Origin of the sequence: uncultured Corynebacterium sp., assembly GCF_946998835.1 — a bacterium.
Lineage (GTDB): Bacteria > Actinomycetota > Actinomycetes > Mycobacteriales > Mycobacteriaceae > Corynebacterium.
Window position 1 is genome coordinate 1 of the sequence record NZ_CAMQAZ010000010.1, and the last position, 13,421, is coordinate 13,421.

Sequence of the window (13,421 nt, forward strand, 5' to 3'; positions counted from 1 at the left end):
CCACATCTAACCCCAGCGACACGCCGAGCCAGACACACTTTTTGAGCCTTAACCCCTTAAGGTCCTGTTTGTCAGAGCTTCATTGGTGTAAGTTGCTCTGTTAATTCAAGGCTTTTAAGCTTTTAGACCCGCCGTTTGGGTTTCCATTGGATGGAAGCTCACGGCGGGTCTTTTTGGTCACTTGTCGTTGTGGTATTCACTCATCGATGCGCTGTAGCGTGGCCACAAGTGAATACCTCATCGACATGTGGAGGGGCTGATCGACAGCGTGCGCATAAGTGCCGGGGCACCTTCGACAAGACACGGTAATCCACCGATGAGTGAAGAGAAGTCATCGATAAGTGCCCCCGCTCCGCAAACTCCTAGAACCCCGCGTAGGTGCAAAAACCCAGATGGCAGTGAGAGGTCTCCGATCCGTCCAATACGAGAACTTTCCGTGTTAGCTGGTAGAATGCGGGACGCAAACAAAGTTCATTCGACCTTTTTCAGGCGACATCGATGATCGCCGCTAGTTCTAGGAGTAATAACCTATGGCCAACAGCAAGGCTGTTGAATTTTTCTTTGATGAGGATTTCGGTATTACCGAGGCCGTTGCCACCATCGACAATGGTGATTTCGGCACCCGCACCATCCGCTTTGAAACGGGCCAGCTGGCTCGTCAGGCCGATGGTTCAGTGACTACGTACTTGGACGAGGAGACCATGCTCCTGTCCACCGTCACCGCTTCCAACCAGCCCCGCGAGGGCTTTGATTTCTTCCCGCTGACCGTCGACGTTGAAGAGCGTATGTACGCCGCGGGCAAGATTCCGGGTTCGTTCTTCCGTCGTGAAGGACGCCCGTCCACTGACGCCATCCTGGCATGTCGTCTGATTGACCGCCCGCTGCGCCCGACCTTCGTCAAGGGCTTGCGCAACGAGGTTCAGGTTGTCGTCACCGTCATGTCCTGGGATCCGAAGGATCGCTACGACGTCGTGGCTATCAACGGTGCATCGGCCGCAACTCAGCTTTCCGGCCTGCCGGTTTCCGGTGCTGTCGGTGGTGTCCGCATTGCGCTTATCGCCGATGACAAACATCCGGAGGGCGCATGGGTCGCTTTCCCGACCGAAGAGCAGCATGAACAGGCTCTGTTCGAGATGGTCGTCGCAGGTCGTATCGTCACCCGCAAGCGCCGTGGCAAGAACGTCGAAGATGTCGCCATCATGATGGTGGAGGCCGGGGCAGGGGAGACCGTCGTTAAGCGTGTTGCTGACGGCGCACCGGCACCGACTGAAGACATCGTCGCCGCTGGTCTGGAGGCTGCCAAGCCGCACATCAAGGTTCTGTGCGAGGCACAGAAGGGCCTGGCTGAGCGCGCAGCGAAGGAAACCCAGGAGTTCCCGCTGTTCCCGGCGTACAGCGATGAGGTTTTCACTGCTGTCGAGAAGAAGTCCGCTAAGAAGCTGGCCAAGCTGCTTACCATCCCGGGTAAGCAGGAACGCGATGACGCCACCAACGAGTACATGGAGGATGTCGAGGGGCAACTGTTGGAGCGCTTCGTCTCTGACGATGTTGACGAGCAGGCTGCTTCCAAGCAGATTCGCGCTGCCTACAATGCAGTGATGAAGCAGATCGTCCGTGAGAAGATTCTGGCCGAGGGCTTCCGTATTGACGGCCGCGGTGTCACAGACATCCGTGACCTGGGTGTTGAGGTCGGCCTGATTCCGCGCGCACACGGCTCCTCGCTGTTTGAGCGCGGCGAGACCCAGATTCTGGGTGTCACCACTTTGGACATGCTGAAGATGGAGCAGCAGATTGACTCGCTGACTCCGGTTACCTCTAAGCGCTACATCCACCACTACAACTTCCCGCCGTACTCCACCGGTGAGACCGGTCGCGTCGGTTCCCCGAAGCGCCGCGAGATTGGCCACGGTGCGCTGGCTGAGCGCGCTCTGCTGCCGGTCGTCCCGTCCCGCGAGGAGTTCCCGTACACCATTCGCCAGGTCTCTGAGGCTCTCGGCTCCAATGGGTCGACCTCCATGGGCTCGGTCTGTGCTTCGACCCTGTCGCTGTACAACGCCGGTGTGCCGCTGAAGGCTCCGGTTGCCGGTATCGCCATGGGCCTGGTCTCCGGCGAGATTGACGGTGAAAACCGCTTCGTCGCGCTGACCGACATCCTTGGTGCCGAAGACGCGTTCGGCGACATGGACTTCAAGGTCGCTGGTACTGCGGACTTCATTACCGCACTGCAGCTGGACACCAAGCTCGACGGCATTCCGTCGAAGGTGCTGGCCGACGCTCTGTCCCAGGCTCGTGACGCGCGTCTGGCCATCCTCTCCACGATGGCAGAGGTCATTGAGTCCCCGGATGAGATGAGCGGCCTCGCCCCGAAGATCACCACCGTCAAGGTGCCGGCGTCCAAGATTGGTGAGCTCATTGGCCCGAAGGGCAAGACCATCAACGGCATCACCGAGGAAACCGGCGCTGATATCTCCATCGAGGACGACGGCACCGTGTTTGTTTCGGCAACGTCCGGTAAGGCCGCAGATGCTGCAATCGAGCAGATTAACGCGATTGCGAACCCGCAGCTGCCTAAGGTCGGTGAGCGTTACCTGGGTACTGTCGTAAAGACTGTCGCCTTCGGCGCATTCGTCTCCCTGACTCCGGGCCGCGATGGTCTGATTCACATTTCCAAGCTCGGTGGCGACAAGCGCATCGAGAAGGTGGAGGATGTTATCAACGTCGGCGACAAGATTCAGGTCGAAATCGCTGACATCGACAACCGCGGCAAGATTTCGCTGGTTCCGGTCGAGGATGACTAACCGGCTGTCGTAGACAGTAGGTAGAGAAAAGCGGCTAGGCACTACGCCTAGCCGCTTTTTGTTTGGCTCAAAGCTTAGAAACTACTGCAGTTCGAACTTCTTGCGCTGAGGGTTGAGCAGTGTGGTCAGGAAGACCAGCACGAGGCCAAGGCCCGCAGCGGTGAACATCGCAAAGCCATAGCCGCGAATAACGTCGTCAGCAGCCGGAGTTGCTGCACCGCTGCCGGACAGACCTGCGGCAATGACAGCTGATAGTGCGACAAACAGTGCAGTACCAACAGCACCCGCCACCTGCTGCAGCGTGTTCATGATTGCGGAACCATCCGGGTAGAGATTCTTGGGGAGCTCCCCGAGACCGAAAGTGAACAGTGGAGTAAACAGCAGCCCCAGGCCAATCTCAAAGACGATGTGGCAGGCGACAATCCACCACAGCGGAGTGGATGCCGAGATGAAGCCGAGCCCGAAGAGGCCAAGCGCAAGTACGACGGAGCCCGGAATTGCCAATGGACGGGGACCGTACTTATCAAAGAGGCGGCCAACAGTCGGCCCCATAAGCCCCATGACGAGCGGGCCGGGCATCACAATTAGGCCGATGGTCTTGACATCAACACCGCGCAGGTTGAGGTAGAGCGGCAGGATGATGATTACACCGAACATCAGCATGAAGCCGATAGTCAAAATAATTGTGGACAGCCTGAAGCTCTTGGTGCGGAAGGTCCGAAGGTCCAGCAGAGCTCGGTTTCGCGGTGCCAAGCGGTGCTGACGCATGATGAAGAACATCAGCAGCACGATGCCGGCTACGCAGAGGATTCCGTCGATAAGCGAAAATTCCGCGCCCACCCGGCTTAGTGCATAGACCAGTGGACCGAATGCGCCGGCGCTGAGGAATACCGCGAGGATATCGATGGGCTTGGAGGAGTTCTCTTCGATGTTGGGCACGAGAATGACACCAACCACCAGTACAAGAAGGCCGAGCGGCAGCATCGTGTCAAAAAGCGCGTGCCAATTGTTGTTTGCGATCTCCAGAATTAGGCCGGAGACGGTGGGGCCAATAGCAGGCGCGACAGCGATGACCACGCTCATTCGTCCCATCATTCGCCCGCGCTCATGTTCCGGTACTACGTTGAGCACCGTGGTCATCAGCAGTGGCAGCAGCACTGCGGTGCCGGAAGCCTGCACAACGCGGGCGAGCAGCACAACCGCAAAGTTTGGCGCGAAGGCACCGATGAGCGTGCCCACGACGAACAGTCCCTGACTGACCGCGAAAAGAGTGCGGAAGCGCACTGACGCAATGAGAAAACCGGTAATCGGAATGATGACCGCCATGGTCAGCAGGAAGGAGGTCGTCAGCCAGCCGGCAGTAGCTGCGCTGATGTTAAGATCCGCCTTGACGACGGGAATTGCGACGCTCATGACCGTCTCATTCAAGATGGCCATAAAAGCCGCAGCTAGTAGCACGTAAATGGCCATGTAAGCGTTTTTCGGCGCTTTGGCCTGTGGTGCTTCCGAGCTTGGGCTGAATTCGGAATCTTCAGATTCAGAAACCAAGAGAAGCCTCTTTCTAGATAGCGTTATTGAAATAATTGATTTTCGAAGATAATGCGGTTTTGCGCAAGAAAATCCCCGTCGAAAGCCGATAAAACGGCAAAGCCGACGGGGGCATTGGCACACAAGATGCCCAACACATTCTAAGGTAAGGGAAGAAGATAAACCCGTTGGGAAAGGACAAGAGAGCTGTGAGCAACATCAAGGTCGGCGTACTCGGTGCTAAGGGCAAGGTAGGATCCACCATTTGCGAGGCAGTTGGAGCCGCCGACGATTTGGAGCTGGCAGTGGGGCTTGATTTTGGCGATGACCTGAATGAGCTTGTCACCGCTGGTGTCCAGACTATCGTTGATTTTACTCAGCCTGATTCCGTTATGGGCAATCTTGAGTTCTGCATTAAAAATGGCATCAACGCCGTCGTGGGTACCACGGGCTTTACTAAGGAGCGCCTCGAGCAGGTGCAGCGTTGGCTTGACGACGCCGACGGTGATGCGAATGTTCTCATTGCACCGAACTTCGCAATCTCCGCTGTTTTGACCATGAAGATGGCAGAGCTGGCCGCTCCGTACTTCGATTCCGCTGAAGTCATCGAAATGCACCACCCGTTTAAGAAGGATGCTCCCTCCGGCACCGCTATCCACACCGCTGAGGCAATTGCGCGTGCGCGCAAAGAAGCCGGCATGGGGGAACAGCCAGATGCCACTGAGCAGACTCTGGATGGTGCTCGCGGTGCCGATGTTGAGGGCATTCCGGTGCACGCGGTGCGCATGACCGGTTCGGTGGCACACGAGACTGTTATCTTCGGTGCCGAAGGACAGTCGCTGACTATTAAGCAGGACTCTTACTCGCGCACCAGTTTCGTGCCGGGTGTGCTGTTGGGTGTGCGCAAGATTGAGGATTTCCCGGGTCTGACTGTGGGTCTGGAGCCGTTCCTGGGACTGTAACGTCCAGGGGTTAGTTGAAAATGTCTGAAAACGTCACTCTCAAGGCGCAGCTGATTGCAGCGACTAATTTCTTCCCACCTGAGGATATCGACTTTGATACCGATGCCGATGGTGGGGAGGCATTGATTGAGTTCTCCGGAAGAGCTTGTTATGAAACGTGGGACAAGCCCAATCCTCGGACTGCGACGAACAGGGGCTACCTGCGGCATGTGCTCGAGGTGGGGCACACCTCATTGTTTGAGCACGCCAGTGCAAGCATCTATGTCCGCGGTCTATCCCGCTCGTGTGCACACGAACTCACACGGCATCGTCATTTTTCCTTCTCCCAGTTGTCGCAGCGCTTTGTGCCGGCCAGCTCCAACAATGTCGTGGTACCGCCCGCAATCGCGGAGGACCCGGAGCTGCTGCGAGTTTTTGAAAGTGCCGTCGATCAGTCCCGGTTCGCCTATGGTGAATTACTAGACGCGCTGGAAGAGAAGTGGGCTGACGAGCCCAACGCCATCTTGCGGCGTAAGCAGGCACGCCAGGCGGCGCGGGCAGTTCTGCCGAATGCCACTGAGACCCGAATCGTGGTTACCGGTAACTTCCGCTCCTGGCGACACTTCATTTCAATGCGTGCAACCGAGCACGCCGATGCCGAAATTCGTGAGTTAGCAGTGGCTTGTCTGAGAGAGCTACAGCGCTGCGCGCCTGTGGCTTTTGGGGATTTTGAGATCAGCACTCTGAGGGATGGATCGGTCGTTGCATCGAGTCCTTACGCCTTCGAAGGATAATCGCACGTACAGTGTGAAGATATAGTCGATTGAAATTTTAGGAAAAGGTAGTCAACAATGAGCACAGGAATTGCGTCAACACGCGGTGCCGACATTTTCGGCACCGTCGCCGTAGCTATGGTGACCCCTTTTGATAAGGATGGAAACCTCGATGTCGAGGCGGGTGTACGCCTTGCCGGCCATCTGGTAGACGGCGGCTGCGATGCCCTCATCCTGGCCGGTACTACAGGTGAATCGCCGACCACGACCGTTGAGGAAAAGCTTGAGCTTCTCCGTGCCGTCCGCGCAGAGCTGGGTGACAAGGTCAAGCTCATGGCTGGTGCCGGCACCAACAACACGGCTAGTTCCATTGAGTTGGCAAAGGCTTCTGTGGAGGCGGGCGCGGATTCGCTGCTCGTCGTCACGCCGTACTACTCCAAGCCTTCTCAGGAGGGTCTGTACCGCCACTTTACGGCGGTGGCTGACGCTACTGATGCGCCGGTGTGTCTCTACGACATTCCGCCGCGTTCGGTTATTCCGATTGAAGTTGATACCATTTACCGGTTGGCGGAGCACCCGCGCATCCAGGCTGTAAAGGACGCCAAGGGTGACCTGGGAGCTGCCGCCGGCATTATTGCTAATACTGATTTGGCGTGGTACTCCGGTGACGACGTACTGAACCTGCCGTGGCTGTCGATTGGCGCCACCGGTTTCATTTCCGTTATTGGACATGCAGCCCCGCAGCTGTTGGCTGAGGTGCGCTCTTGCTTTGACAAGGGTGACCTGGCTGGTGCGCAGGCGGCCCACGCGAAGATGACTCCGCTGTTTGCAGCTCAGGCTGCGCTTGGCGGTGTAAGTTTTGCTAAATCCGCTCTGCGTTTGCAGGGCATTGAGATAGGAGATCCTCGCTTGCCGCAAATTGCAGCAAATGACCAGCAACTTGAGGTGCTTGAAGCAGCTATGCGGAAGGCAGGTGTTCTGTAGTGGCTGAAAGTCGCAATCGTGCTCGCAAAGTGACTCGTAAGGCAGGCCCACCTTCTGAGTCCGACGTGGCTGCAGCAGAGCAGTCCAATAACTCGAAGTCCTCGCAGCGTTCTGAGCGCTCGGACCGTTCGGGTAATCGTAAGAACTCCGGTAACGGTAAGAAGTCCCAGAGTTCGTCTAACTCTTCCAACTCGTCCAACCGCGGATCCCGTGGTGGTCGTGGTGGACGTGGCGGTAACCGAGGAAATAATTCTCGCGGCGGCCGTGGTGGACGCGGCGGCAACCGTCGTAACGTTGTGCAGTCGATGCAGGGTGCAGACTTGACTCAGCGCCTACCTGCACCGCCAAAGGCTCCGAAGGATGGCCTGCGCGTGGTCGCGCTCGGCGGTATCTCCGAAATCGGTCGCAACATGACTGTGCTGGAGTACAAGAACCGCCTGATTATCGTCGACTGTGGTGTGTTGTTCCCGAGCTCCGATGAGCCGGGCGTCGACCTGATTCTGCCGGACTTCTCCTACATGGAGGACAAGTGGGATCGCGTGGAAGCTCTCGTGGTCACCCACGGGCACGAGGACCACATCGGTGCTATCCCGTGGCTGTTGAAGCAGCGCGCGGACATTCCGATTATTGCTTCTCGTTTCACTCTGGCTCTGATTCAGGCCAAGACTCAGGAGCACCGTCAGCGTCCGAAGGTTATCGAGGTCAACGACACCAGCCATATCCAGCGTGGCCCGTTCGACCTGCGGTTCTTCAACGTCAACCACTCCATCCCAGAGTGCCTCGGCATCGTCATTAAGACTGGTGCGGGCATGGTGGTGCACACCGGTGACGTGAAGATGGACCAGACGCCACCGGACGGAAAGCCTACTGACCTGCCGGCACTCAGTCGCTACGGTGACGAGGGCATTGACCTGTTCCTCTGTGAGTCCACAAACGCCACCATCCCGGGCTTCTCCGGTTCCGAGGCGGAGTTGGCTCCGACTCTGCGGCGCCTGATTATGGATGCTAAGCAGCGTGTTATCGTTGCAGCCTTCGCATCCAATGTCTACCGTGTCCAGGCCGTCATCGATGCAGCTGTCAAGGCTGGCCGTAAGGTCGCGTTCAATGGTCGCTCCATGATTCGTAACATGCGAATCGCCCAGGAGTTGGGTCTACTGAGCGCTCCGGAAAATACCATTGTGGAGATGAACGAGGCCGCACGCATGGCTCCGCACAAGGTCGTGCTGGTGACCACGGGTACGCAGGGTGAGCCAATGGCTGCGCTGTCTCGTATGGCCCGCCGTGAGCACCGTCAGATTACGGTCCGTGATGGTGACCTGATTATTCTCAGCTCTTCGCTGGTTCCGGGTAACGAGGAAGCAGTCTTCGGCGTTATCAACATGCTGGCCCAGATTGGTGCCACCGTTATTACTGGTAAGGATGCCAAGGTTCACACCTCTGGCCACGGTTTCGCCGGCGAGCTGCTGTTCCTCTACAACGCAGCACGTCCGTCGAATGTCATGCCAATTCACGGTGAGTGGCGCCACATTCGTGCCAACAAGGAACTAGCTGTGTCTACCGGTGTGAAGCCGGAGAATGTCGTCCTGGCCCAGAACGGTGTCGTTGTCGACCTAGTTGATGGCCGTGCGCGTGTCGTCGGTCAGGTGCCAGTCGGTAATCTCTATGTCGATGGTGTCACCATGGGCGATGTCGATGCCGATGTTCTGGCAGACCGCGCTGAAATGCGCGAAGGCGGACTCATTACCGTCACCGCGGTCATCGATAACCGTACTGGTCGTCCGTTGGAGAAGCCGAAGGCTCAGGCTCGCGGTTACTCTGATGATTCGAAGGAAGTACTCGAAACTGTCGAGCAGGTTGTTGACGATACGCTCTTTGACCTGGCGGGCAGCGGCGAGAACAACCCGTACCGCATGGCGCAGGAAGTTCGGCGTCGCACCGAGCGCGTCATTAACCAGAAGTGGCGCCGCAGCCCGATGATTGTCCCAACTATCGTTCCGATGTCCTCCGAGGCAGCCGAAGAGGTTACGGACGAGGAAATCAAGGAGTCGCGCGAAAGCATTTAACCAGCGACAGTATCAGTAAGCGTAAGAGCCCGTATCCACGAAAACGGTGTGGATGCGGGCTTATTCGTTTCTGGTCTAGGCTGGAGCCATGACTTTTGCAGAACGGGAACGTGAAGACCTGGCCAATCTACTACTCAGCGTCGGGCCCGACGCGCCGACCCTGTGCGAAGGCTGGACAACTCGAGATCTGGCTAATCACCTCTATATCCGTGAAAACCGTCCGGATGCCGCCGGTGGGATGTTCGTCAAGGCGCTGTCCGCTCGCCTCGATGACGTGACCTCCGAAGTCAACCGGATGCCCTACGTAGAAGTGGTGGGGAAGTGGGGCAGTGGTGCTCCGAAGTGGAACCCAATGAACTGGGCAGACCGCTACGTCAATGCTGCGGAGAACTTCGTCCACCATGAGGACGTTCGCCGGGCGCAGGATGGTTGGACAGTTCGTCAGCTGCCCCCGTCCGGGAATTCGGACCTGTGGCGTCTTGTCACTACTGCCGGCCGTATGATGCTGCGGGGTTCGACATCGACCGTAGTGCTCATGCGTGACGACGGAGTTGCGGTGACCCCAATCGATAACAGTGCCAAGGGTGCTCCGGTTGTGACCGTGCGTGGAAGTGTCGGTGAACTTGTGCTGTGGCTCTACGGCCGAGACCAGGTGCGTATCACTATCGACGGCGACGAATCGGGCATCAAGCGCAACAGTATTTAATGGTGCCCTTTCGGTTCTGAAAATGGCCTCCACTATCTGACGTCAACTACCTGACTGTTAAACAATGACACGCATGTGACTAATGTGAAAACGATCCGGTGTTAGCTGTAAGGTATTGGTCATGTCTGCGACCAGCCGAACCAGAACCGACAATCGTCGGGCATCGTCCCGCTCTGCGGATACAGATGCCACGCGTCGATATCCCGTGCATAATGCCACGGAGGAATTCGAGCGCACGCCTAGCGCGATGTCGTTCGTAGGCAAGAGCCTAGCCAACGCCTGGACTGAAACTGCCCGAGGCGTGGCCGGTCTTGCCCGTCGGGTAGGTGGTCGCAATAGCAAGCAGGATGAAGAGGAGAATATGTCGCGGCGCGAAAGTGACGCCGATTTTTCGACGAAGCCCCGCAGGAAGCGTCGTAAAGCAGCCAGTGGCTACGACGACGTAATTGAAACGCCGCCGCCCGCTTCGGCACCCGCTAATGAGTTCGATGGAGAACTCGACGAGAGTGGTGAGCCGGGCTCGAAGGATGGCGTAGCGCTACTCGTTCTGGCATTGGCAATCGTGCTCGCAGGATCGACGTGGTTCCACCTCGCGGGCCCCGTTGGCGAGTTCATCGAAACTGCAGTTCGCACGTTAATTGGTATCGGTGCATTTGTGCTTCCAGTGCTACTCGGAATTATTTCCGTGCTGATGATGCTGGGTGCCACGCCACGTCGTGAGCGTCTGGCTCCAACCGTAACCGGCGCATCGCTGATTGTGGTTGGTTTGCTTGCGATTATGCATATCGGTTCCGGTAGGCCGTCGGATTGGGAGGGACGCCGTGCAGCCGGTGGCGCAATCGGTGGGTATGTCGGTTCACCGCTAGCCGCTGGATTTACTTCTTGGGTAGCAGTAATTCTGCTGCTGGGAATTGTGTTCTACGGTGCTTTGGTGCTTTCTGGGGCGACGGTGCGCCAGCTTATCGATGCCACCAAGGAGTACTTCAACTTCTCTGAATGGTCTTCGCGTCGTGGCGATGAGGAACTCGAATCGGATGATCCCTACGGTGATGTCGATGACATGCTGGAGCGTCGTGCGGGGTGGGGCGGCGATTCCGATTATGCGGATGAGGACTTTGATCAGCCGACGCAACTGATCGAACGTCGTCCCACCCGCGGCAATCGCTCACGGCAGTCTCCGTCCCGTTCGACTTATCAATCGACCTATCGAGCACCACGCCGAGAGCCTGAAGCTCGACGAACTTCTCCTACGGCTTACGACGAGTCGGATGCCGAGGGCAACCTCTACGATCTTCTGGCCGATAGTCCACGGGCATCCCGGCAGGCTCCACAGCCCTCCCGACAGGTCGAGGATGTCGATTACGACTCTGCAGATACCACGGTGTTTGAGGTCCGCAACAGGGCTCAGCGCCCCGAACGAACTGCCGCTGCGGAGCCGGAGTTTCCAGCAGCTGAGTACGTTGAGGAAACTCAATCGGATGCCGTCCATCGGGATACCGCAGAGACGGAATCGACTATTCCAGCAGTCGGAGGTGCAACCCACCGCGGGGCTAGCCAGGACTACGACGAGTACTCTGAGTACCCGACGCAGGAAGCCGCGGCAGCAAGCTCTAGTCAACGCGCTCGAGCATCCGAACCGCGAGTCTCTGAGCGGCACTCTGTGCAGCCTGAAGCTGTAGAAGAGAAAGATGCGCCCCAGGAAGAGGCTCCTGCTGCTCCTGCCGACCCTGTCGACCATTCGCGGGATGCGGTTTCTGAGGCCACCCGCCGAACGATGGATGCCATTGCCGCTCGCTCTGGTATCGATGCCTCCAAAATCCCGGCGACAACCCCGAAGTCCGAATTGGAAAAGGGGACTGAGGGTGCTTCCGGTCCGTCGGCACGCACACCGGAATCTGACTACCACCTGCCGTCGATCAACTTGTTGATCCCAGGTGAGCGCCCGAAGACGCGCACGGCCACGAACGACCGCATGATTGAAGCGATTACAGACGTATTCGCAGAATTCAAGGTCGATGCAGCGGTGACCGGTTTCTCGCGCGGCCCAACGGTGACGCGCTATGAGGTCGAGCTCGGCCCGGGCGTGAAAGTCTCGAAGATTACGAACCTGCAGTCCAACATCGCCTACGCAGTGGCGACCGACAATGTCCGCCTACTGACCCCGATTCCGGGTAAGTCCGCGGTCGGTATTGAGGTGCCAAATAACGACCGCGAGATGGTTCGGCTTGCCGACGTACTCAACGCGCCGAAGACCGTTGCGAACGATGACCCAATGCTGATTGGCCTCGGCAAGGATATTGAGGGCGAATTTATCTCGCACTCGATCCAGAAGATGCCGCATCTTCTCGTTGCTGGTTCGACTGGTTCGGGTAAGTCTGCATTCGTCAATTCGATGCTGGTGTCGCTGCTGACCCGCGCGACCCCAGAGGAAGTTCGTCTGATTCTGGTCGACCCCAAGATGGTGGAGCTGACACCGTACGAGGGTATCCCGCACCTGATTACGCCAATCATCACTCAACCGAAGAAGGCCGCGGCGGCCCTGCAGTGGCTGGTTGAGGAGATGGAGCAGCGCTACATGGACATGAAGGCCGCGCGTGTTCGCCACATCAAGGACTTCAACCGCAAGGTCAAGTCAGGTGAGATCACGACACCACTCGGCTCAGAACGCGAGTACCGTCCGTACCCGTACATCGTCTGCGTCGTCGACGAGTTGGCTGATTTGATGATGACCGCACCCCGCGATATCGAGGATGCGATTGTGCGAATCACCCAGAAGGCGCGTGCAGCGGGTATCCACTTGGTGCTGGCAACGCAGCGCCCGTCAGTGGATGTGGTCACAGGTCTGATTAAGACCAACGTGCCATCGCGATTGGCGTTCGCGACCTCCTCTCTGACTGACTCCCGCGTCATCCTGGATCAGGGCGGCGCGGAAAAGCTGATTGGTATGGGCGATGGGCTGTTCATCCCACAAGGGGCTGGTAAGCCGCGACGTCTCCAGGGTGCGTTCGTCACTGATGAGGAAATTCAGGCAGTCGTCGATGCCGCTAAGGCACAGGCCGAGCCGGACTACACCGAAGGTGTCACCGAGGACAAGAACGCTGAAGCTGAGCGTAATATCGATCCCGATATCGGTGATGACCTAGACGATCTGCTGCAAGCGGTCGAATTGGTGGTCACCGCACAGCACGGTTCTACCTCGATGTTGCAGCGCAAAATGCGCGTGGGCTTTGCCAAGGCTGGCCGACTGATGGATCTCATGGAAACTCGCGGTGTAGTCGGGCCATCGGAAGGCTCCAAGGCACGTGAGGTGCTGGTCAAGCCAGAGGAGCTCGAAACCATCCAGTGGATGATCAAGGGGGCAAACCCGGAAGATGCGCCGAAGGAAGAAGTCAACATCGTCGACGCTGATCCGAATCAGTCCATGGCGTAGACCAGGAGCTGCTCACCGCCGAGTTTGTTAGGCGTGTATAGTCGGCACACGTGGAGGGGAGTATCCCCGGTTAAAGCGGATATTTTCCGCTAATCCGTGACGGTTATCGTCAGCACGGATTGGAGACACGGACTCGCATCGTGCTCAGCCAATCCCGGTGCCGTCACTTCTGTCACTATGGCAGGAGCAGGAGAGACCT

General features: G+C 57.8%; 8 protein-coding genes. 7 read left to right on the forward strand and 1 reads right to left on the reverse strand.

The window, feature by feature from the left end; translation table 11 throughout:
* The first annotated feature begins 530 nt into the window (after positions 1-530).
* The gene (locus Q0U90_RS04900) at positions 531-2,798 is read left to right on the forward strand and encodes a polyribonucleotide nucleotidyltransferase (protein ID WP_297452312.1); all 2,268 of its coding nucleotides are present in this window, start codon (positions 531-533) and stop codon (positions 2,796-2,798) included.
* A gap of 81 nt (positions 2,799-2,879) precedes the next feature.
* Here the strand turns inward: Q0U90_RS04900 and Q0U90_RS04905 are convergent, their stop codons facing one another.
* On the reverse strand, positions 2,880-4,268 hold the full coding sequence (locus tag Q0U90_RS04905) for an MDR family MFS transporter (protein WP_297452314.1): 1,389 nt from the start codon (positions 4,266-4,268) through the stop codon (positions 2,880-2,882).
* Between the two features lie 266 nt (positions 4,269-4,534).
* Between Q0U90_RS04905 and dapB the strand changes: the two genes are divergently transcribed.
* The 6 genes from dapB (at position 4,535) to Q0U90_RS04935 (ending at position 13,222) form a co-directional block, all read left to right on the forward strand.
* Complete coding sequence (gene dapB, locus Q0U90_RS04910; RefSeq protein ID WP_297452316.1) at positions 4,535-5,287, forward strand: 4-hydroxy-tetrahydrodipicolinate reductase; 753 nt, start codon at positions 4,535-4,537, stop codon at positions 5,285-5,287.
* Between the two features lie 20 nt (positions 5,288-5,307).
* A complete protein-coding gene (gene thyX, locus Q0U90_RS04915) occupies positions 5,308-6,060 on the forward strand; it encodes an FAD-dependent thymidylate synthase (protein WP_297452319.1) in 753 nt (250 codons plus the stop codon).
* 57 nt (positions 6,061-6,117) lie between these two features.
* On the forward strand, positions 6,118-7,023 hold the full coding sequence (gene dapA, locus Q0U90_RS04920) for a 4-hydroxy-tetrahydrodipicolinate synthase (RefSeq protein ID WP_297452321.1): 906 nt from the start codon (positions 6,118-6,120) through the stop codon (positions 7,021-7,023).
* Positions 7,023-9,086: a ribonuclease J gene (locus Q0U90_RS04925; protein ID WP_297452323.1), complete on the forward strand. Its 2,064-nt coding sequence runs from the start codon at positions 7,023-7,025 to the stop codon at positions 9,084-9,086. Before dapA ends, Q0U90_RS04925 begins: the two co-directional genes overlap by 1 nt.
* Positions 9,087-9,174: 88 nt before the next feature.
* Positions 9,175-9,792: a TIGR03085 family metal-binding protein gene (locus Q0U90_RS04930; protein ID WP_297452324.1), complete on the forward strand. Its 618-nt coding sequence runs from the start codon at positions 9,175-9,177 to the stop codon at positions 9,790-9,792.
* A 121-nt stretch (positions 9,793-9,913) separates the two neighbouring features.
* Entirely contained in the window at positions 9,914-13,222 is a 3,309-nt protein-coding gene (locus Q0U90_RS04935) for a DNA translocase FtsK (protein ID WP_297452327.1), read from the forward strand.
* The last annotated feature ends 199 nt before the right edge of the window (positions 13,223-13,421 follow it).

Bases quoted from the DNA above. Each gene is read 5' to 3' on its own strand.
- Q0U90_RS04935 (WP_297452327.1), top strand. From the start codon at position 9,914: ATGTCTGCGACCAGCCGAACCAGAACCGACAATCGTCGGGCATCGTCC.
- thyX (WP_297452319.1), top strand. From the start codon at position 5,308: ATGTCTGAAAACGTCACTCTCAAGGCGCAGCTGATTGCAGCGACTAAT.
- Q0U90_RS04905 (WP_297452314.1), bottom strand. From the start codon at position 4,268: ATGGCCATTTACGTGCTACTAGCTGCGGCTTTTATGGCCATCTTGAAT.
- Q0U90_RS04930 (WP_297452324.1), top strand. From the start codon at position 9,175: ATGACTTTTGCAGAACGGGAACGTGAAGACCTGGCCAATCTACTACTC.
- dapA (WP_297452321.1), top strand. From the start codon at position 6,118: ATGAGCACAGGAATTGCGTCAACACGCGGTGCCGACATTTTCGGCACC.
- Q0U90_RS04900 (WP_297452312.1), top strand. From the start codon at position 531: ATGGCCAACAGCAAGGCTGTTGAATTTTTCTTTGATGAGGATTTCGGT.